17 protein-coding genes and 1 riboswitch are annotated in these 20887 nt (G+C 68.7%); of the genes, 15 read left to right on the top strand and 2 right to left on the bottom strand.

The features are described from left to right. Window positions 1–170 precede the first annotated feature (170 nt). From ACQP2O_RS21075 to ACQP2O_RS21055, 5 genes are all read left to right on the top strand, one after another. Complete coding sequence (locus ACQP2O_RS21075; RefSeq protein ID WP_433187685.1) at window positions 171–1661, top strand: aldehyde dehydrogenase family protein; 1491 nt, start codon at window positions 171–173, stop codon at window positions 1659–1661. Window positions 1662–1841: 180 nt separating this feature from the next. Then, window positions 1842–3281 carry an FAD/NAD(P)-binding protein gene (locus ACQP2O_RS21070; RefSeq protein ID WP_433187682.1) on the top strand — a complete coding sequence of 480 codons (1440 nt, stop codon included), beginning with the start codon at window positions 1842–1844 and terminating at the stop codon, window positions 3279–3281. 465 nt (window positions 3282–3746) lie between these two features. After that, on the top strand, window positions 3747–7877 hold the full coding sequence (locus tag ACQP2O_RS21065) for a molybdopterin-dependent oxidoreductase (protein WP_433187679.1): 4131 nt from the start codon (window positions 3747–3749) through the stop codon (window positions 7875–7877). A gap of 636 nt (window positions 7878–8513) precedes the next feature. Beyond that, on the top strand, window positions 8514–9641 hold the full coding sequence (locus ACQP2O_RS21060; RefSeq protein ID WP_433187676.1) for a PLP-dependent cysteine synthase family protein: 1128 nt from the start codon (window positions 8514–8516) through the stop codon (window positions 9639–9641). Continuing rightward, on the top strand, window positions 9635–10870 hold the full coding sequence (locus ACQP2O_RS21055) for an MFS transporter (RefSeq protein ID WP_433187673.1): 1236 nt from the start codon (window positions 9635–9637) through the stop codon (window positions 10868–10870). Before ACQP2O_RS21060 ends, ACQP2O_RS21055 begins: the two co-directional genes overlap by 7 nt. A 267-nt stretch (window positions 10871–11137) precedes the next feature. On the opposite strand, the gene ACQP2O_RS21050 is transcribed toward ACQP2O_RS21055, so the two are convergent. Continuing rightward, on the bottom strand, window positions 11138–12319 hold the full coding sequence (locus tag ACQP2O_RS21050; protein ID WP_433187669.1) for an FAD-dependent monooxygenase: 1182 nt from the start codon (window positions 12317–12319) through the stop codon (window positions 11138–11140). Between the two features lie 89 nt (window positions 12320–12408). Here ACQP2O_RS21050 and ACQP2O_RS21045 point away from each other — a divergent pair, with 89 nt between their 5' ends. The 10 genes from ACQP2O_RS21045 (at window position 12409) to ACQP2O_RS21000 (ending at window position 18817) form a co-directional block, all read left to right on the top strand. Continuing rightward, window positions 12409–13113, top strand: a complete 705-nt coding sequence (locus ACQP2O_RS21045) for a TetR/AcrR family transcriptional regulator (RefSeq protein ID WP_433187666.1) — start codon at window positions 12409–12411, stop codon at window positions 13111–13113. A gap of 118 nt (window positions 13114–13231) precedes the next feature. Further along, entirely contained in the window at window positions 13232–13609 is a 378-nt protein-coding gene (locus ACQP2O_RS21040; RefSeq protein ID WP_433187664.1) for a BlaI/MecI/CopY family transcriptional regulator, read from the top strand. Further along, window positions 13606–14538, top strand: a complete 933-nt coding sequence (locus tag ACQP2O_RS21035) for a M56 family metallopeptidase (RefSeq protein WP_433187661.1) — start codon at window positions 13606–13608, stop codon at window positions 14536–14538. The genes ACQP2O_RS21040 and ACQP2O_RS21035 overlap by 4 nt, the downstream gene beginning before the upstream one ends. Before the next feature lie 247 nt (window positions 14539–14785). Then, a riboswitch (cyclic di-AMP (ydaO/yuaA leader) is annotated at window positions 14786–14923 on the top strand. 6 nt (window positions 14924–14929) lie between these two features. Then, window positions 14930–15955 carry an NlpC/P60 family protein gene (locus tag ACQP2O_RS21030; RefSeq protein WP_433187658.1) on the top strand — a complete coding sequence of 342 codons (1026 nt, stop codon included), beginning with the start codon at window positions 14930–14932 and terminating at the stop codon, window positions 15953–15955. A gap of 10 nt (window positions 15956–15965) precedes the next feature. After that, entirely contained in the window at window positions 15966–16220 is a 255-nt protein-coding gene (locus ACQP2O_RS21025) for a hypothetical protein (RefSeq protein ID WP_433187656.1), read from the top strand. A 122-nt stretch (window positions 16221–16342) separates the two neighbouring features. Continuing rightward, window positions 16343–16489: a hypothetical protein gene (locus ACQP2O_RS21020; RefSeq protein ID WP_433187653.1), complete on the top strand. Its 147-nt coding sequence runs from the start codon at window positions 16343–16345 to the stop codon at window positions 16487–16489. Window positions 16490–16659: 170 nt separating this feature from the next. After that, entirely contained in the window at window positions 16660–17268 is a 609-nt protein-coding gene (locus ACQP2O_RS21015; RefSeq protein WP_433187650.1) for a class I SAM-dependent methyltransferase, read from the top strand. 43 nt (window positions 17269–17311) lie between these two features. After that, window positions 17312–18055 (top strand): DUF2218 domain-containing protein, encoded by a 744-nt coding sequence (locus tag ACQP2O_RS21010; protein ID WP_433187647.1) that lies wholly within the window; start codon window positions 17312–17314, stop codon window positions 18053–18055. 65 nt (window positions 18056–18120) lie between these two features. Beyond that, window positions 18121–18624, top strand: a complete 504-nt coding sequence (locus ACQP2O_RS21005) for a MarR family winged helix-turn-helix transcriptional regulator (protein ID WP_433187644.1) — start codon at window positions 18121–18123, stop codon at window positions 18622–18624. Between the two features lie 4 nt (window positions 18625–18628). Further along, window positions 18629–18817: a hypothetical protein gene (locus tag ACQP2O_RS21000; RefSeq protein ID WP_433187642.1), complete on the top strand. Its 189-nt coding sequence runs from the start codon at window positions 18629–18631 to the stop codon at window positions 18815–18817. On the opposite strand, the gene ACQP2O_RS20995 is transcribed toward ACQP2O_RS21000, so the two are convergent. Next, entirely contained in the window at window positions 18803–20872 is a 2070-nt protein-coding gene (locus tag ACQP2O_RS20995; RefSeq protein WP_433187640.1) for a hypothetical protein, read from the bottom strand. The genes ACQP2O_RS21000 and ACQP2O_RS20995 overlap by 15 nt on opposite strands. Window positions 20873–20887 lie beyond the last annotated feature (15 nt).

Below are 20887 nucleotides of genomic sequence, written 5' to 3'. Positions count from 1 at the left end.
GGAGAACTCATGATCGCATCACCTCGCCGCCACTGAACCAACCCGGCCCGGGATCTTGCACCCCGTCGTTTCCGGTCATCTCATGGGGACTACATGCCTCCCGGAAGGCCGACACGGCAGAGCCGCCGGGCTCTGTACCCCAGGCGAATCCGTATTGGAGATGGACGCAGGTGTCGATCACAACAGCGCATGACAGGGTCAACAGCTTCGTGGCGAACCCACGCCGGATGTTCATCGGCGGGCAGTGGACCGCGGCGGTGTCGGGCAAGACGTTCGCCACCCCCGATCCGTCGACCGGGGAGACACTCGCCTACGTCGCCGAAGGCGACGAGGCCGACATCGACCGCGCCGTCCAGGCCGCGCGCACCGCGTTCGAACAGGGCCCATGGTCGAGAATGACCGCCTCGGACCGCGGCCGGCTGATCTGGAAGATCGGCGACCTGATCCTGGAGAACGCCGAGGAGTTGGCTCAGCTCGAGACGCGCGACAACGGCAAGCCGTACGCGGTCGCGCTGGCGGCCGACGTCCCACTGGCAGCCGACCTGTTCCACTACATGGCGGGCTGGGCCACGAAGATCGAGGGCAACACCATCGACATCTCCGTGCCGTACATGCCCGGCGCGAACTTCCACTCCTACACCCTGCGCGAGCCCGTCGGCGTCGTCGGACAGATCATCCCGTGGAACTTCCCCTTGCTGATGGCGGCGTGGAAACTCGGTCCCGCTCTGGCCACGGGCAACTGCGTGATCCTCAAACCCGCCGAGCAGACGCCGCTGAGCGCACTGCGCCTCGCCGAGCTCATCGCCGAGGCGGGCTTCCCCGACGGCGTGGTCAACGTCGTTCCCGGGTACGGCGAGACCGCCGGCGCCCGGCTGGCCGCCCACCCCGGCGTGGACAAGGTCGCCTTCACCGGTTCGACCGAGGTCGGCCGGCTGATCGTGCAGGCCGCCGCCGGGAACCTGAAGAAGGTGTCGCTGGAGCTGGGCGGCAAGAGCCCCAACATCGTCTTCGAGGACGCCGAACCCGAGGCCGTGGCCGGCGCCGCGAACGCGATCTTCTTCAACCACGGGCAGTGCTGCGTGGCCGGCTCCCGCCTGTTCGTCCACCACAGCCGCTTCGACGAGGTCGTCGAGGGCGTCGCCGAGATCGCCAAGTCGATCAAGCTCGGGCCGGGCATGGACGCCGACACCCAGATGGGTCCGCTGGTCTCCGAAGAGCAGCTGACCCGCGTCACCGGCTACCTCGACTCCGGCCGCACCGAGGGAGCCACGACCGTCGTCGGCGGGAACCGGCACGGCGACCGCGGCTACTTCGTCGAACCGACCGTCATCACCAACGCCCGCAACGACATGAAGATCGTCCGTGAAGAGATCTTCGGACCGGTCGTCGTCGCCGAACCGTTCAGCGACCTGGACGAGATCGCCGCCCAGGCCAACGACACCGAGTACGGGCTCGGCGCCGGCATCTGGACCAAGGACATCTCCAAGGCCCACGCTCTGGCCAAGAAGATCCGGGCGGGCACCGTCTGGATCAACTGCTACAACGTCTTCGACGCCGCACTGCCGTTCGGCGGCTACAAGCAGTCCGGCTGGGGCCGGGAGATGGGCCACGAGGTCCTCAACAACTACACCGAGGTCAAGGCCGTCACCACCCAGCTGTGAACCGTGCCCCCGCGCCGCTTCCCGAGCGGCGCGGGGTCAGCGGGTCGTCGAGGAACGCCGGCATCGCGGGCCGCAGTCTCCTCCCGCCAGGCCGCCAACCTACGGCCGAGGCCCACTGCATCCAGAGCCACACGCAATAGCCAATTAAATCCATCGGGATTACCGGCTACCCTCGCAAGGGTGAGTGACTCTTCGGCTCGACGTGACGATGCACCGGTGGTCGTGATCGTCGGGGGTGGTGCGAGCGGCACGTTGACCGCGGTGCATCTGCTTCGCGGCGCGCAGGCGCGTGACAGATCGCTGCAGGTCGTGCTGGTCGATCGGGATGGGCGTCACGGGTTGGGGCAGGCGTACGCGACGACCGATCCGCACCACCTTCTCAATGTCTGTGCCGCGAAGATGAGCGCCCTGGCCGATGATCCGGACCACTTGCTGCGCTGGGCGCGCGGAGAGGGCCTGGGTCTCGCCGGTTCTGACTTCCTTCCGCGCCGCACGTACGGGCGTTATCTGCGTGAGCTCCTCGACGGCTGCGCACGCCAGATGCCGAACAGCGGGCGTATCACGCAGCTCACGGGGACCGTGACCTCCCTCACCGCGGCGGCGTCGGGGCGGCCGCTGCGGCTCGGGCTGTCGAACGGGGACGGGATCGACGCGGACGCCGTGGTGCTGGCCACCGGTAATCGTCCGCCTGCGGGATGGCCTCAAATCGAGGCCGGGCCGCGTTATGTCGCGGATCCATGGGGTCCTGGCGCGCTGACCGAGATCTGCGACGGCAGCCCCGTCCTGGTGGTCGGCACCGGTTTGACGATGGTGGACCTGGCGACCACCACGACCCGGGCGAACAAGGACACGGTCGTGTACGCGATCTCCCGGCACGGTCTACTGCCGCGCCGACACCGATGTCCTCCCTCGCCTACGGTCGAGATGTCCCCGCCCGGCGGTGAGCTCCGCCTCGCCGAGCTGCTGGGGATGGTCCGCGCCGCGATCAAGAGCAATGGCGGTGACTGGCAAGGGGTCATCGACGGCCTACGCCCCCACGTCCCTGACCTGTGGGCGCGACTCGGCATCGATGACCGGCGACGTTTCCTGACCTCGGTCGCCAGGTACTGGGAGGTTCACCGGCATCGGATTCCGCCGGCCACGGCCACCCAGATCGCGCGGCTTCAGGCAACCGGCCGTCTCACGGTGCTGCGCGGGCGCCTCGTCACCGCGACGGCGGGCCGTGACGAGATGAGGGTCCGCTTCGACAGCGACGGCGTCGGCCGCGAACTCCGTGTCGGCTGGCTGATCAACGGCACCGGCCCGGCCGCCGAAGTCACCGGGGACCCCTTCCTGCGCAGCCTCATCGACTCGGGTCTGGCCCGGCCGGACCCGCTGCGGCTCGGCCTGGACGCCGCGGAGGCCGGGGCGGTCCTGGACGCCGCAGGACGGCCACATGACCGGATCTTCGCACTTGGGCCGCCGCTGCGCGGCGTACGGTATGAGACGACGGCGATTCCCGAGATCCGTGCCCAGGCCGCGGCGCTGGTCCCCCGAATCCTCGAGACGATCGCTTCCGGGAACTCCGCGTCCCACAGCGCCTTGGCCCTGACGGCCGAGAGGTCAACGGCCATCGTGTGACGACCTCACCGACGGTCAGCTCCCCTCGACCCACGTCAGCACGACAAAAGGCGTCTCGCTGGACGGATGCCGCACCCGACCCCGTGTGATCACATACCGAGCCCGGACAGCGCCTCCCGCCGGATCCGCCACGTCGACCACCCCCACCTCCTGATCCACCTGGACCAGTGCGCCGTCGAACGGCCCACCCCGGCACAGCGCGTTGACCGCCTTCACGACCCAGGACCACGCGCTCGCCGCCGACACCCAGCCATGCGCCAACCATAGAGGGGCGCGTGACCACGACCCCGAGCCGGTAAAGGATCCCTCAGATGCCAGGCTGGTCAGCCGTTCTCTACCGCGTTTGCGATGGCAACTTCCCGTCGGTCGCGTTGTGCGGGAGGTGAAACATCGGGTGCTGCTCGACGTCACGCCCGCGTTACGGGCGTTTCATACGGTCAACGCCGATCTCTGGTGGGGGGCGTTGTGACAGCCGGGAACGCGCAGCCGAAGCGGTCCCAGGTCCGCACGGTCTGCTCCTACTGTGGCGTGGGCTGCGGGATGATCCTCGACATCGCAGCCGGTTCGGACGGTCGGCGTACCGTACGTAAGGCGTCGGGTGACAAGGAGCATCCGGCGAACTTCGGGCGGCTGTGCACCAAGGGCGCGACGACCGCGGACATGCTGTCGGCCCCAGGCCGCCTGACGACGGCGCTGATCCGGGCCGAGCGGGGAGGCGAACCGGCCCCCACCGGTCTCGACCAGGCGATCGCCGAGGCCGCCCACCGGTTCCGCGCCGTCATCGACGAGCACGGCCCGGACGCCTTCGCCCTGTACGTGTCGGGCCAGATGAGCCTTGAGGCCCAGTACCTGGCGAACAAGCTGGCCAAGGGGTTCATCCACACCAACCAGATCGAGTCGAACTCGCGGCTGTGCATGGCCAGCGCGGGCACCGGCTACAAGTTGTCTCTCGGCGTGGACGGGCCGCCCGGCTCCTACCAGGACTTCGAGAAGGCCGATCTGTTCTTCGTCATCGGCTCGAACATGGCCGACTGCCATCCGATCCTGTTCCTGCGCCTGATGGAACGCGTCAAGGCGGGGGCGAAGCTGATCGTGGTCGACCCCCGGTGCAGCGCGACCGCGGACAAGGCCGATCTCTTCCTGCCGATCAAGCCGGGTACGGACCTGGCGCTGCTGAACGGGCTGCTGCACCTCCTAGTCGAGAACGGTCATACCGGCCCGGACTTCATTGATGCTCACACCGAGGGCTGGGAGGCGATGCCGGAGTTCCTCGCCGGCTACCCGCCCGCCACGGTCGCCGAGCTCACCGGCATCGCGGAAGAGGACATCAGGACGGCCGCGCGATGGATCGGTGAGGCCGGAGAGTGGATGTCGTGCTGGACGATGGGACTCAACCAGAGCACCCACGGCACGTGGAACACCAACGCGCTCATCAACCTGCACCTGGCCACCGGTGCGATCTGCCGCCCGGGCAGCGGCCCGTTCTCCCTGACCGGGCAGCCGAACGCGATGGGCGGCCGCGAGATGGGCTACATGGGCCCCGGGCTGCCCGGCCAGCGCTCCGTCCTGGTGCCCGAGGACCGCGCCTTCATCGAGGATCTTTGGGGCCTTCGGCCCGGAACCCTCCGGGAGGACGGCGTCGGCAAGGGCACGATCGAGATGTTCGAGCGGATGGCCCAGGGCCACATCAAAGCCTGCTGGATCATCTGCACGAACCCGGTCGCCTCGGTCGCCAACCGCAAGACGGTGATCGAGGGACTCGAGAACGCCGACCTGGTCGTCACCCAGGACGTCTTCGCCGACACCGAGACCAACGGCTACGCCGACATCGTGCTGCCAGGCGCCCTGTGGACCGAGGCCGAGGGCATCCTGATCAACAGCGAGCGGAACCTCACCCTCGCCCAGCCTGCCGCCGACCCGCCTGGCGAGGCGACCGCCGACTGGCAGATCATCGCCCGGGTCGCGTGCGCCATGGGGTACGCCGACGACTTCGGCTACTCCTCAGCCGAGGAGATCTTTGAGGAGATCAAACGCGCCCACAACCCGAAGACGGGCTACGACTTGCGCGGCGTCACCTACCAACGCCTCCGTGAGACACCCGTCCAGTGGCCGGCCGCGCCCGGCGGACCCGACCGCAACCCGATCCGCTATCTGGACGAGGACGGGCGGCCGAAGTTCCCGACCGCGACCGGACGCGCGGCCTTCTTTCCACGACCGCACCTGCCCGCCCGGGAGATGCCGGACGATGACTACCCGTTCGCCCTCAACACCGGACGTCTCCAGCACCAATGGCACACCCTCACCAAGACCGGCAAGGTCGACAAGCTCAACAGGCTCAATCCGGGCCCGTTCATCGAGGTCCACCCCGACGACGCCCGCGCCCTCGGCATCGACGACGGCGACCCCGTCGAAGTCGCCTCCCGCCGAGGCAGAGCCGTCCTGCCCGCCGTCGTCACCGACCGGGTCCGGCCCGGATGCTGCTTCGCCCCGTTCCACTGGAACGACCTGTTCGGCGAGTACCTGAGCGTCAACGCCGTGACCAACGACGCCGTCGACCCCCTGTCCTTCCAGCCGGAATTCAAGGTCTGCGCGGTGTCTCTCACCAAGGCCGCCGTACCCGTCGTCATCACCCCACCCAAGATCGGTCTCACCGAGACCACACCCGCGGCGCAGGCGGTACCCGCCACCACCGGAGCTGCGGTCGACGAGCGGGCGACGCTCGCGAGCCTGCTCGGCGTCCACGACCTCCTGCCGCCGGCCTTCGACGAGCGCGAACGGCACTACCTGGCCGGGTTCCTCGCCGGACTCTCATCCGGCACGCCCGGCCTCCCGGTCCTGCCGGCCACCGCCCCGCTGCGACCGGAACAGGCGCTCTGGGTGGACGGCCTCCTGGCCGGCCGGTTCTCCCGGCTTCCGCCTCCCTCCTCAGGCACGCCGTCCGAACAGACCGCCAACGGCGAGCAGGCACCGGACCTGGGCCGCCCGATCGCCGTCTTGTGGGCGTCACAGACCGGCAACGCCGAGGAGTTCGCCGCCGCCACGGCGGGGCAGCTCACCGCCGCCGGGTACCACGTCACCCTCCTCGGCATGGACGACGCCGACCCCGCTGACCTGCCCGCCTCCGATGCCCTCCTCATCACCAGCACCTTCGGTGACGGCGAGGCGCCCGACAATGGCAGCGGCTTCTGGGACGCCCTCGCCGCCACGACCACCCGCCTGGACCACCTCCGTTACTCCGTTCTGGCCTTCGGCGACTCCTCCTACGACGACTTCTGCGGCCACGGCCGCCGGCTCGATCAGCGTCTCGAAGAACTCGGCGCCACTCGCCTGTCTCCGCGCACCGACTGCGAGCCCGACTTCGAGGCCGCCGCCACCGCCTGGCTCGACCAGGTCCTCGCGTCGCTCACCGACTCCGCCACCGCAGCCACCGCTACCTCCTTCACGGTCGTTGCTCCGCCGCCTCTCACCCCGGCCCGTAGCGGCGCATCCGCGTCAGTGATGGCCCCGCTAGTGGAGAACCGGCTCCTCAGCCGTACCGGAGCGAGCAAGGAGGTCCGGCAGTTCACCTTCGACCTCAGCGGGAACCCGCTCGCGTACGAGGTCGGCGACGCCCTCAGCGTCCGGCCCGTCAACGACCTCGACCTCGTCGCCGAATGGCTCAGCCTCACCGGTATCGACGGCCAGGCCCCCGTCGACCTCGACGACCTTGGAACCGTCCCCTTCGACGAGGCGCTCCACCGGCACCTCGACATCACGAAGATCACACCAGACCTGCTGAAGTTCCTCGCCGAACGCACCGAGGACCGCCTCCTGCTCAAACTGCTCCGCGGAGGCAACGAATGCGAACTCGCCCAGTGGTCCTGGGGACGCCAAGCCGCAGACGCCCTCGCCGAACACCCCGTCCATGCGACCGCCCAGGAATGGGCCAACGTCCTCAAACGACTCCAGAACCGCCTCTACTCCGTCTCCTCAAGCCCGCGCACAGACCCCACCAAGGTCTCCCTCACCGTCTCCGTCGTCCGCTATGAGAGCCCTCTCGGCCGCGCCCGCAAAGGCGTCTGCTCCGCCTTCCTCGCCGACGCCGAACCCGGCACCCAGATGCCCGTCCACGTCCGGTCCTCCCCCCACTTCCGACCGCCCGCCGACCCCGCCACCCCCATGATCATGATCGGCCCCGGAACGGGTGTCGCCCCCTTCATCGGCTTCCTCCACGACCGCCGCGCCCTGGACCACCCCGCCCCCAACTGGCTGTTCTTCGGCGAACAGCGTCAGGCCACCGACTTCTACCACCAGGACGAGCTCACCGCCCTCCACGCGGACGGAACCCTCGACCGCCTCGACACCGCCTTCTCTCGCGACCAACGCAACAAGATCTACGTCCAGGACCGCATGCACGAACACGGCCGCCTCCTCTGGACCTGGCTGCAGAACGGTGCCCACCTCTACGTCTGCGGCGACGCCTCTCGCATGGCCAAGGACGTCGATAGGGCCCTCCGTGACATCATCACCACTCATGGCGGTCTCACCCAACAGGCGACCGCCGCCTACCTCAAACGCCTCTTCACCGAAAAACGCTACGTCCGCGACATCTACTGACCGGCCGGCAGCTCCGCCGGCGGCAGAATTATCCTTCGATCCACCAAACCATTAATGAGTCTCCACCTTCGCCTTAGGCGGGCATAGCAAGCTCCCACCTAGGGTTGTCAACGTGGTGGAGTTCGCCAGAATCAGCGTATTAGGTCGAGACCGCACCGCCATGCTGGCGCGGGGCTTGTTGTCACTATTCGCGTTCATGGCGTACGGGTGCGCCTGCGTCCCTGTAGGGCATTTTCACGGCGACTCTCACGTTGATTCTGTCATCACCTCTTCCCTTCATTCGATTGCCGCCGAGTTCGAACACGGCGACTGCGGCAACGGCGGGGATAGATGCCACGACGAGCTGCCAATGGGCTCGACCTCTAGCAGTCGGACAATAGCGACAGTTTTGTCCCAGCTCGCTCCATCCATTTCGCACATCCTGCCGATGATCGGGTGGGTGAGCGCTGAGGAGAGCGGACGGGAGCGGTCACCACCCGCGCCATCACCCGCAAGTCACCCGGAGGTACGCCTTACAAGGGCGACCTCCCTGGCCGTGCTGTGCGTTTTTCGATCCTGATCAGTGGCGTGCGCCGGACGCCGTACCGGCGCGGAAGGCCAACGGTCACGCCGTACGACTGATCAGGAGCATCACCCATGCAGACAAGGCGCACTTGTGTCCCAGAACTCCTGGACGTCATCGGGTCCACTCCCGTGGTACGTCTTCGCAACCTGACGACCCATAATGAGGCCCAGCTCATCGTCAAGCTGGAAAGCGCGAACCCGGCAGGCAGCCTGAAGGATCGGCCGGCCTGGTACATCATCGAACAAGCCGAGCGGACGGGACTGCTCTCCACCGGTGGCACGATCATCGAGTCGTCATCAGGAAATTTCTCCATCGCACTCGCGATGATCGGCGCCTCACACGGCTATCGAGTGATCGCCATCGTCGATCCTAAACTCACTCCTACCAACCGTGGCCTGCTGGAGGCGTACGGGGCGGAAATCATCCTCGTCGACGAGCCCGATGACTCCGGTTCGTACCACAAGACACGGATCACGCTCGCCAACAGGCTGCAACGCCAGATCCCCGGCTCATTCCGCCCCGATCAGTGCTTCAACCCGCTCAACAGCCAGGCGCATTACCAGACCACCGCTCAGGAACTGCTCGACCAGGCCGACCACCTGGCGGCGGTCGTGTGCACCGTTTCCACCGGCGGTCAACTCGGCGGTATCGCCCGCGCGGTAAAGGAACGCTCCCCGGTCGTGGAGGTGATCGGCGTTGATATCGAGGGGTCGACGGTGTTCGGTGGCGAACCGCGCCCCTACCTCACACCCGGCGTGGGGTTGAGCTGGACACCGAGCAATCTGTCGGACCTGTCGCTGGTGGACGAGGTGTACAAGGTCACCGATGAGGACGCCTATCAGGCGTGCCGCACCCTGGTGCGTTCCGAAGGCCTGCTCGCCGGCGTCTCCACCGGTGCGGCGCTCACCGTCGCCCTCGCTAAGGCGACCCGTGGGCGTCCCGGCGAACAGGTGGCCTTCCTGGCCTCCGACCGCGGCGAACGGTATCTGGCCACCGCCTTCAACGACGACTGGTTGAGCGCCCACGGAGTCACCACCACCGCCGACCCGGACGCCCTGCGCAAACGTGCCCAGGAGCTGATGCCGTACTCGACCAGGCCGGCCGAGGAGTGCGCGAACCACCTACCCGGCCTGGCGGCCGAGCTCGGTTCGCCCAGCCCGGTGCTGGTCCGTTCGGACAGGAGCTGGGATCGATGCTGACGCTGCTGCGCGAAAGATCATTCCGCCGCCTCTGGTTGAGCTACTCGGCGTCCGCGGCCGCGACCGGGATGATGCCCACGGCGCTGACACTCACGGTCCTCGACCGGCATCAGGGCCTGACCGCGCTCGGACTGGTGCTGGGCGCGCGGACACTCGGATTCGTCGTCGGTTCCCTACCCGGCGGCATCATCGCCGATCGCTACCCGCGCGCGGTCATCCTGGCCATCTCGAGCACGGTACGCGGCGGCGCTACCGCGGTCATCGGGCTCGTCGCCGGTCTGCCCCTGCTCGTCATCTCCGCCGCGATCTGCTGCGCGGGCGCGGGCGAGGGGGTGTTCCGCAGCGCCTACCAACCGCTCGTCGCGGAGTTTCTCGCCAAGGACCGGTTGCAGGAAGCCAACGCGCTCACCACACTCAGCCTGCGGATCTGCCTGGTGGGTGGGCCGACCGCAGCGGTGGCCCTGTACGCCACCGCCGGCCAGAGCCTGAGCCTGACAGCCTCGGCCGCCCTGTGGATGGTGTCCGCACTACTCGCCGCCACCATCCCGAAACACCACGCCGTGCCCACGGCGAAGGCCGACGCCAACGCGCTGACCGAGTTCCGCCAAGGGCTGGCCGAAGCGCGCCGCCACCGGTGGTTCCTCGCCGGCCTCACCGCACTCGCTTGCTGGCTCGCCCTCGGTGAAGCGGCCAAGTACGTGATGCTGCCCGTCGTCAGCCGGCAACGGTTCGACTCTACGGCGCTCATCGGCCTCGCCCTCGGCGCCTACGCCGTCGGCGCGATCGCGGGCGCCGTCTTGATGAGCCGATGGAGACCACGACGCGTCGGCATCCCAGCCATGATCATGCTCGGCGGCTACGGGCTCGTCCCGATCTCTCTCGCCTACGCGTCACACAGCTGGATCATCGTGGCCGCCTGCGCCATCGGCGGGCTAGGGATCGAAGTCTTCAACATTCCATGGTTCACCGCGATCCAACGTGAAGTACCGGCCCGTCTGCAGGCCCGGATCTCCTCGCTGGATTTTCTCGTCTCCTATGGGATGAGCCCCGTGGGTTTCGCCCTCATCCCGGTCATGGTCCACGCGCTGGGAGCGCAGACCGTACTCACAGGCGCCGGACTGCTGGTGATCTGCAGTGCCCTGCTGACACTCCTCGTCCCCGGCATGACCGAGTTCAGCGACCCATGCAACGGGGAAAGGCAGCAGGAGCCGGTCGGCGTCACCGGATAGCAAGGCTCGAGTCTCCATGTACCGGCCCGAGAGAGCCGGTACATGGAGCTCGGGGCACGCGCAGCGCCAGAAACCGTGTGTCACGTCGAAGACCCGGATGCCGGGCACGACCTCGCTTTCGTGTCCGCTGCCGAAACACGCCTGGATGCCGACCACGGCGATCGCGCCGGTGAACGCCGGAGTCTTCAGGTCGTCTCATCATGTCTCCTATCGACCGTAGGACTTTCGCTCTGCAACCGAGGGACCCCTGCGGCAATGGATGCTCGTTCAGCTGGTGGCGCCCATCGGCGGAGTCCAGGCGAAGGCCGCTCCTGCCGCACGGATCAGCAATGGACCCGGTAGCGCCGAGGCGGCGGTGTCGCGGACCAGGGCCGCTGCGGGGTTGCGGGTCTGCAGGATGTGACCGAGCCGGCCGGAGGTGCGCGCCATCCGTTCGGTGCGAGGCCGTCGCAGAGTGTCGTAGGCGCGCAGTCCGGCGTCGATCCCGGCATCCTCGATCGTGGCGGCGAGCGTCACGGCGTCTTCGATGGCAAGGCAGGCTCCCTGGCCGATGTCGGGTGTGACGGCATGGGCGGCGTCGCCCAGGAACGCCACCCGGCCGCGCACGAATCCGGGCAGTCTGGCGTGAAGGTAGTAGACATCGTGACGCAGCAGTGTGTCGGGCGGTGTGGCCGCGAAGAGAGCGGGGATGGGCTCGTGCCAGCCGGAAAATCGTGCGGCCAGCGCGTCGAGATCATGCTTGGGAGCGGCGTGCTCCGGGACGCTCTCGCAGGCGAACCAGTAGATCTGGCCGTCGTTGATCGCGGCGCACCCGAAACGGGCACCGCGTCCCCAGGTTTCCGACAGCACCGGCGGCATGCCCAGTGCTTCAGCCCGGTCGGCGGGGACGATGCCACGCCAGACCGTGTATCCGGCGTACCTGGGGCCGGGATAGTCGGGGAACAGTGCCGTGCGCAGCACGCTGCCGACGCCGTCGGCCGCCACGACCAGATCGGCCGTTTCCGACCTCGTGCCGTGCGATGCCTGGAAGGTGACCGTGGCCGCGCCGGCGTCGGAAGTGATCTGCAGGGCGCGATGACCGGTATGCAGTGCGGCTGGATCGAGTCCTGCCATGAGGAGCCGGTGCAGTTCGGCGCGGTGCAGGGCGTAGAACGGGGCGCCGTAGCGGCTCTCGAAGCGCTCGGCGGGGATATGGGTGACGCGCCTGCCCTTGCGCAACCGGATCTCCAGCGCGTGCTGGCGCTGCCCGCTGTCGCGTAGGCCCTCCCCCAGGCCAAGGTGGTCCAGGGCCTTGACGGCGTTGGGTGCGATGCCCACACCCGCCCCGACCGGTTCGATCGCGGGCGCCTGCTCGTACACCGCCACGTGCCATCCGGCGCGTTGCAGGGCCCGGGCTGCGGTCAGCCCGCCGATACCTGCGCCGACGATGATCGCCGTTTTCCCGCTCACCTAACGCCTCCCGTTCAAGCGAATGTTTCAAACGATCGTTTAAAACAGGTGTTATAGCATGTCCGTCCAGCACACGAGAAGGAGATGCGGTGGTCGGACCTGACCGCAGGGCCACGGCGCAAGGCAGTGCGTCCACGCGAGAGCGGCTCATCGAGTCGGCCGTGCGGCTGTTCGGTGAGCGAGGGATCGCGGCGACCTCGCTGCGTGCGCTGACCGATGCGGCCGGAACCAACGTCGCCGCGGTCAACTATCACTTCGGGTCCAAGGAAGGCTTGCTGCGCGCCGCCATCGATCAGACGATGCGCGCCGTCAACCACGAACGCCGCCGCCGCCTGAACGAACTCGAATCAGCGCCTGAGCCACCGTCGGTGGCCGCGCTGGTACGCGCCTTCGTGGAACCGGGCGCAGACCTTGTGGACGGACACGGGCCGAGCGGGCCCGACATCGCTCGCTTCCTTGGGCGGGTCATCGGTGAGCCTGATCCGCAGGTACGTCAGATCTTCGCCGATCAGGTCAACACCGTGGAGGGCCGGTACCTGGCCGCGATGCGCGACGCCCTGCCCGACCTCGACGAAGACCATGTCGGATTCGCCTTCACCAGCATGCTCGGAGTTCTCAGCCTCCACCAGACCGGCGCTTTCAGGACGCTGGAATGGCCGCAGACACAGGGTCCCGCCCCGCAGACCGATCGCCGGGCCGGCCGCTCAAGCGCCGCTGACCGTGAGCGACTGGTCGCCTTCATCACCGGCGGAATCCTCGCGACCCTCCCGTCTGGAGCCGCCACCGATACGTGAGGGAAGGCCGCTTCCTGCTCAGCGATCTCGCTGAGTGAGACGGAGGCGTCCTAATGTGGAGGAAGCCCGGGTGATCGATAGGTCACAATAGTGCGGGCCCAGGGAGGGAGACGGACAGGTGGCGATCGCAGGGCCGCTCGAGCGAGCGATCATGGAGGCTCTGTGGGACGCCCAGAAGCCGCTACTCATTCGCGAGCTGATGGAGCAGGTCAACGCCGGATCCGAGAAGCGCTCGGCGTACACGACGGTGCAGACCGTCGCCGACCGACTCGTCCAGAAGGGCTTCCTCTCCCGGACGGCGGACCGCAACGCATGGCGGTACGCCCCGACGCGCAGCCGTGAGGATCACGTCGCGCAGGTGATGGCCGAGGCACTGGCCGAGACCACCGACCGCGGACCGGTCCTGGCCCGATTCGCCGAGACCATCGATCCCCAGGACGCGCACCGGCTGCTGGTCGAGCTCGCGCAGCGTTCGGCTCCGACGGAATCCCGGTGAGCCCGCTCGTCGAGCTCGGCGCGGTCACCGTCGCCCTCGGCATCGGTGCCGGGCCGTTGCTGGCCCGGAGCGCCTGGTGTCAGCGGATTCCCCGGGTGGGCGCGCTGGCGTGGTTGGGAGCCCTGGCGGGCACCATCGCCGGTCTGGTCGGGGTGGTCGTGCTGGTCTCGACCGGCCGGCATGGCCTGGTGCACCGGGCCGCGGAATGGGCGGCCGATTGCTGGCACCATCACGACGGATCCGGCGGACTGGCCCCGTACGCCTTCAACCTTGCGCTCCTCGTCAGCGCGGTCGCTGCCGCATGCGTGGCCGTCGCCAGGTACCGACGTACGGTGGCCCGTCGCCGGCGCCATCAGGAGGCGTTGCAGTTCGTCGTGCGGCTTTCCGGGGACATCGAAGATGTCTGCGTACTTGATCACCCGGTGCCGGTCGCCTACTGCGTGCCATCGCGCAAGCGCCCGATCGTCGTCAGCAGCGGTGCTCTCGATCGGCTGGACGACACGCAGCTTCAGGCTGTCTTGGCGCATGAACGGGCGCATCTGCGCTACCGCCACCATCTGTTCCTCACGGTCGTCGACGCGCTGGCGGCTGCGCTGTTCTGGCTGCCGACTTTTCGGGGCGCCCGCCGTTGCCTGCCGATCCTGCTGGAGATGAGCGCCGACGATGTCGCGGCGCGGCGGTGCGGCCGCCGCACGGTCGCCGTCGCGCTCCGGAAACTGGCGATCGCCCCGAGCCCGATCGGCGGACTGGCCGCCCAGAGCGCCGACAGGTCAGAACTCGATCAGCGGCTCGCCCGCCTCGAGACGCCGACCGCGATCGCCGACGACGATCGTGTTCGGCGTCTGACGTGGGTCACGGCGATGACTTCGGTGGTCCTTCCTGGGGTGATCTCCGCCGGCTGGCTCGCTGCGATGCCGTTCTTCTGCTGACGGACTTCCCTGTCGGTTACAACGCCAGGGTGATGCCGCGCGCGACGTCGAGCGTCATGGACACGACGGCGGCCGCGTGCCGGCACTCGACACGCGAGCGAAGAGGACCTGCACGCTCCCCGCGACGTACCAGGCGTCCGGCCGGCCGCTTGTCGGGGAACTCCGGCGAATCGTTCATTGGGTGGCAGGCGACCGCGAAGATCTCCTACACTGCGTCGGAGTCGGCCGCCCCCTGCTTCACACGAGGCACGGCCGACCGCTGAATCCCGTGAGGGAACCGGGGACCCGAGAATCCCGGGGCGAATCCGAGGCGTGCGAACGTCCGGTAGGGCTACTCCGGCCCGAGCCCGACAGCTAACCCGGTAGGCGGCGAAGGAGAGGAGTTTCTCACGTGGCGTTCTTCCACCCTGCCACCAACGGGTACGCCGTGGATCGTCCGCGGCGGCGCCGGTCGCTCCGGCTGTGCGCGGCGCTCTCGGTCACGGCCGCCGTGACCCTCACGGCGCTCCCGGCCGAGGCCGCTCCTAAACCATCGGCCGCAGCCGCGAAGAAGGAGCTGGAGAAGCTCAACGGTCAGGTCGACAAGATCGTTGATCAGTACAACAAGGCCAAGACCGAGCTGGATGCCGCGAAGAAGAGGCTCACTGCGCTCAATGGCCAGGTGAAGAGCGAGCGCAACGTCTACGAGAAGCTGCGTGCACGGGTCGCGCAGGTCGCCGCCGACGCCTACAAGAACGGCACTCTCGACTCGCGCACCGCCACCTTGCTCGCGTCCAAGGACCCCGACGCGGCGTTGAACCAGATGTCGGCCTTCCTGCAGCTGTCGAACAATCGCGGACAGGAACTGTCGGCGTTCCTGGCCTCTACTCAGCGCATCCGCCGCGAGCAGGCGGAGGCGCAATCCGCGTACCAGAGCGTCTCGCAGAAGGCCGCCGCGCTGAAGAAGCGCAAGGCCACCGTCGAGAAGGCCATCGCCAAACAGAAGAGCCTGCTGCGCAAGGCCGGTGAAGCCACGGCCGCGCCCGGCTCGGGAGCCGGTGGCACCTACAACGGACCGGCCTCAGGGCCGGCGCGCAAGGCGGTGGAGTACGCCTACGCACAGCTCGGCAAGCCCTACATCTGGGGCGGCACCGGCCCGAAGGGCTATGACTGCTCCGGACTGACGATGATGTCCTGGCGCGCCGCCGGCGTGAACCTCCCCCGCGTGGTCCCCGACCAGTACAGCGCCACACGCCACGTCTCCAAGTCCGACCTGCAGGCCGGTGACCTGGTCTACTTCGACGACATGGGCCACGAGGGCATCTACGTCGGCGGCGGCAAGTTCATCCACGCGCCGCGTACGGGAGAGGTCATCAGGCTGGACAGCATGTCGAACCCGTACTGGGTCTCCCACTACAACGGCGCCAGCCGCCCGTAACGGATCTCACGTGGCAGTACTGCGAGCTGCCGGATCACATCGGAAGACACCGCGCCGGCGAAGTCGGCTCGGCATCCTCCCGGCTCTGGTGACCGCCTGGACGTTCGCCATCGTCGGACTCGAGCACGTCGGCCTGGTCATCAAGGACAACGGCGACGGCACGATTCAGACCGTCGACGGCAACACCGACAACGCCGTCAAGGTCCGCGTCCGGCCCGCCTCCGACGTCGTCGGCTACGGCGGCTACCCGGACTACGTTCAGTAGCAAAGGCGCTCTTGGCAGCTGGGGCGGCTCGACTTCGATCGATCGAAGTCGAGCCGCCCCAGAGGCGTCTTTGAACGCTTCCGTCCGCAGGTTAAGGCGCTTGCCAATCCCCTCATCGTCACGTGGACGAGACGACGGACGGCGGCTTCGGGTGGCAGGGCGGCTGCGGCACCCAGCGCGTGCCCGCGGTGGCGTCCAAGACGGCGTCGCGAACGGCATCGCGGTGCGCGGCGATCGTCTCGCTCCAGATCCTCGGCACGCCGCAATGATACGCATTGCAGCGATCAGAGACAGTTGTATCGATAGCGACATCATGTATTGTAAACGGACGGTGAGTGCCCCTTCCCCTGGGCCGGCCTTGTCGTGTTCTGCCGGTACGCCGCCGCAACGGTGCGCGGTTGGTCCTCGGTCGCCGCGACGCCTGACGAAAGAGAGCCCGATGACAGATCCGTGTGCAGTGCACGCCCACAGCCGGTCCGCCGACCCCTACGTCGGGCGTCCGCCATGGGACATCGGAGCACCCCAGCCCGCAATGCTCACCCTCGCCCAGAACGGTGCGTTCCGCGGGCGTGTGCTGGACGTCGGTTGCGGAACCGGGGAACACACGCTGATGGCCGCCGCCTCCGGCCTGGACGCCACCGGCATCGACCTGGCCGCCGGTGCCCTTCAGGCAGCCGAGCGCAAGGCGCACCATCGGGGTGTTCGGGCCCGGTTCGTCCACTATGACGCGCTACGGGTGGCAGAGTTCGGCGAGACCTTCGACACCGTCCTGGACTCGCTGTTCCTGCACGCCTTCACCGCCGCGGACCGTGCGGTCTACGTGAACGGCCTACGTACGGTGCTGCGGCCGGGCGGCCGGTTGTTCGTCCTCTGCTACAGCGACCGGCACACCAGCGAGCCGGACGTGCCACACAAACTGTCCCAGAACAACCTCGAATCCGGCTTCACCGACGGATGGGCCCTGGAGTCGGTCAAGCCCACCGTGTGCTCCTCCAACGTTCACGCCGACGGCATCGCCGCCTGGCTGGCCACCTGCACCCGCATTTGAGCGCCCCCAGCACCGACCCGGATTTCTCTCCCAAGGACCCTGCATGCTGACCTCGGAAATCACCCTCCAGATCGACCGGCCGAGCCGCTATCTCGTGCAGTTGTGCCGGCACGCGGCAGCCATGGGAAAGACCCGCGGCGGCCATCGACCCCGGCCCCACGCCACCGGCGCGGCGCTGGCCCGCGGCGACCTGCGTGTCCACGCCGAACACTCCGACACCCATGGCGTCATCACCATCGCCCCGTGGGGCCAAGCCACCCTCGACGCCACCGACGACACCCTCACCCTGCGCGTGGATGCCACCGACCAGGACGCTCTGCAGCGCATTCAGGACATCGTCACCAGAGACCTGGAACGGTTCGGCCGACGCGACCAGATAGCCCTGACCTGGCCACCGCCCACAACCTCAAGCGAAGAAATCACGACCGCCAACGGCACCGCCGAATCGTCTCCCGGCCCGGCGACCACGGCTCGCCGCAGCCGCCGCAACACGATCCTGCTCACCCTGCTCATCGCCGTCGCCGTCGCCGTCCACCTCGGGCTGGGGGGAACGATCCTGGCCAACTCGCACTGGACCAGCCTGTCCATCGACGTCGTCCTGGCCATCGTCGCCGGGAAGATCCTCCTGGTCATGCTCGGCCGACACGCCTTCCGCCGCAGGCATATCCCTCACCTCGGCGCGTACCTCCATATCCGCCGGCCAGGCCATGGGCGGAACCGAGCCGCCCCCGCAGCCCACGCGATCTCCGAGGAAGACCACCACCTACCAGCCGGTGATCATCACTGACCCCCGACCCAACGAGCGACACATGCACACCAAACCCTTCGAGTTCGAAGCAGTAGACTTCATTAATGCCTGATTCACCGCGGTCGCTCGACCCCGTGCAGCTCGGGGCGTACTTCGATCTCATCGAGGTGACCAGCCTGCTTCGGCACGCGGTCGAGCAGCAGCTGCGTGAGGTCGGCGATCTGAGCTATGTGCAGTTCCAGCTGCTGGCGCGTCTCGGGGACTCGCCGACGGGCAGCCAGCGCATGACCGACCTGGCCGACGGCGTCGTCTACAGCCGCAGCGGTCTGACCTATCAGGCAGGTCTGCTCGAGAAGGCGGGCCTGGTCGTACGCGCCCCCTCTCCGGATGACGAGCGGAGCATCACGGTCACCATCACCGATACCGGGCGTGCGCTGCTGGCGAAGGTGATGCCCGGTCACATCGAGGTTGTCAGCGGCCTGCTCTTCGAGCCGCTCTCGCGCGACGACGTCAAGACCCTCGCCGGCCTGCTGGCGCCGGTGCGCGACCACATGCGCTCGACGCCGCCTCGCTCAGCAGCGCCTCGCCGTCGCAAAGACGAAGCGTGACGACGTGATTCAGTTCACGCGGGCGACCGGCCTGCGCGGTCCACTCTCCTCGATTGCATGCACTGGACGGGCTGGCGGGCCGAACGGCTTCGTCCTGTGGCCCCTCGACGACCACGAGCGGCAGTACGCGCTCTTCGCCGAGGAGGTCGTGCCTGCGGTCCGCGCCGCCCTCGCGACCTCACCCCTCCGGTGATGAGTGCGGCGGGGACGGCACGGGCGCCGTGGCCATCTGCCGCAGCAGCTGTTCGATGAGCCGCTCCTTGGCCAGGGCTAGGTGGCGCCGGTAGGTGCCGTAAGGCACCCCCAGCCGTCGGGCGGCCGCCTTGTGGGTGCGGGAGGCCGTGATGTAGGTGGCGGTGAGCGCGTCGTACGCCTTCACGCCCGCGGGATCGACCTGCAACGCGTCGAGGGCGGTCGTGATCGCGCTGCGCAGATCTGCCACGGGGTCGGCCGAGTCCTGCGGCGCGAGGCGCGAGTGCAGCAGGACGCTGGTCGCGAACTCCCGGGGCGCGCGCCACGTACGCAGCGCCTCGATCACGCCCTCCTCGAACGCGGCGCGCGGCAGGTCGCCGCCGCGCTCGTCGCCGGGGCCACCGGCGGCTGGAGCTCCGGTCCACGCGGCCACGGGCGCGACCACGGCGCGAACCCTGTCCTGCACCCACTGGTCCACCGATTGCTGCCGCCAGTCCCTGCCGAAGAGGTGCTGTTCCCGCCCTCCGACGTCCACGGCTGCGACCTCCAGCAGCCCGGCCTTGGCGAGGTAGCGCCGCCACCGCTCGGCGTCCTCGAAGACGGTGAAGGTCACCGCGCGTCCGCGGGTCCTCATCTCCTCGGCGATGGTGCGCCGGCTGATGAGGTCCATGAGGGGCGAGGGCCGCTGGTGCCAGCCGGGCTGCACCGCGAAGCGGCGGATGCCCAGGTGCTCGCCCTCCCCCAAGGGAGCGGACGCCTCCACGTGGTTCCAGAGCGCCGCGATCACCGGGTCCTCTGCCCGGTCCTCGGGCAGAGGTGCCTCCAGCCGAAGCATGGCCATGAACGCGACGGGCGCAGAGGTGCCCGCGTAGCGGAAGACGCGGAAGGCCCCCGGCTGGCGGCGCACCCAGTGCGCGACCGCGGCCGCGGACGCGGGGCCCTCCGCCTCCTCCGCCATGCGCAGCACGTCGGACACGTCGCCGGGCCGGAGGGGAGTGTCCTCGACGTGGGGGTGCGCCCGCCAGTCGTACAGGTCCTCCATGCCGTCCTGGTCGCGGAAGAGGAACATCCACTCCGCGACGCGCAGCGGTGCGTCGTCCTCGGAGGCGCAGCGCACCGCCTGCAGACACGCGACCGAGACGCGGACGCGTACGTCGTCGTAGCGCTCGGGATCCCGCCAGCGCAGGTCGGCCTCGAGCGTCGCCCGCACCGCATCGTGTGGATGCAGCCCTTCAGGCGTGGCCTCGACGTAGGGCAGCTGACGCAGCCAGGCGAACACCGTCGCGGTGTCCTCCTCACCCAGCACCGAGCGCAGCAGCGGCTCGCGCGTGACGTAGGCCTGCGCGACGACCTCGAGGGCGCGTCGGTGAGCGGCGCTCGGCAGGTCGCCCACCAGCCGCTCGACCAGGGTCGTCAGCACGTCGCCGGTAGGCTCCCACGGTGCGCCCGGCGCCGCGGCGGGCACGGATGCGGCGAGCGAGAGGGCGAGCGGGCTGCCCCCGGCGAAGGCGACGTAGGCACTGCGCTGCTCAGCGGGGACACCACGCGCGGCGAGCAGGGCGTCGGACTGGGCGGCGTCGAGCGGTCGCACGACCAGTTCGGCGAAGAGCTGCGCCCAGCCGGGATCCAGCGACCACTCGACATCGGGGGCGACCCTGCTCGCGAGCACGACGAGCGCACCGTCGGCGAGCCGGAGCAGGAAGGTGTCGCGCAGCCACGGCTCGAGCGGCTGGCACTGCTCGAAGGAGTCAAGGAGCAGGACGGTGCCGGGCTCGGAGCACGCCAGGGCGGCGGCCTCCTCGAGGCGACGCGGGTCCGCGTCGAGGAACCGTGCGTCGATGTGCACGACACCGCGGCCGGCGAGCTCCGCCTGCCGGCCGGCGTAGCGCAACAGCGAGGACTTGCCGATGCCGCCGGGGCCATGGACGTACGCCACGAGCGGAGCGTCCGCCGCTCCCGACAGCATCCGGTCGAGCAGCGCCCGCTCCGGCTCCCTGCCCACCAGCGCACCGGCTCGTGCCGCGGCCAGCCTGCCCGCAAGTCCCGTCAAACCCACTCAAAGCTCCTCCCC

This window comes from Actinoallomurus sp. CA-150999 (assembly GCF_050942425.1).
In the GTDB taxonomy this organism is placed as follows: domain Bacteria; phylum Actinomycetota; class Actinomycetes; order Streptosporangiales; family Streptosporangiaceae; genus Actinoallomurus.
The sequence above is the reverse complement of the archived record's forward strand: the minus strand, read 5'-3'. Positions and strand labels throughout refer to the sequence as shown.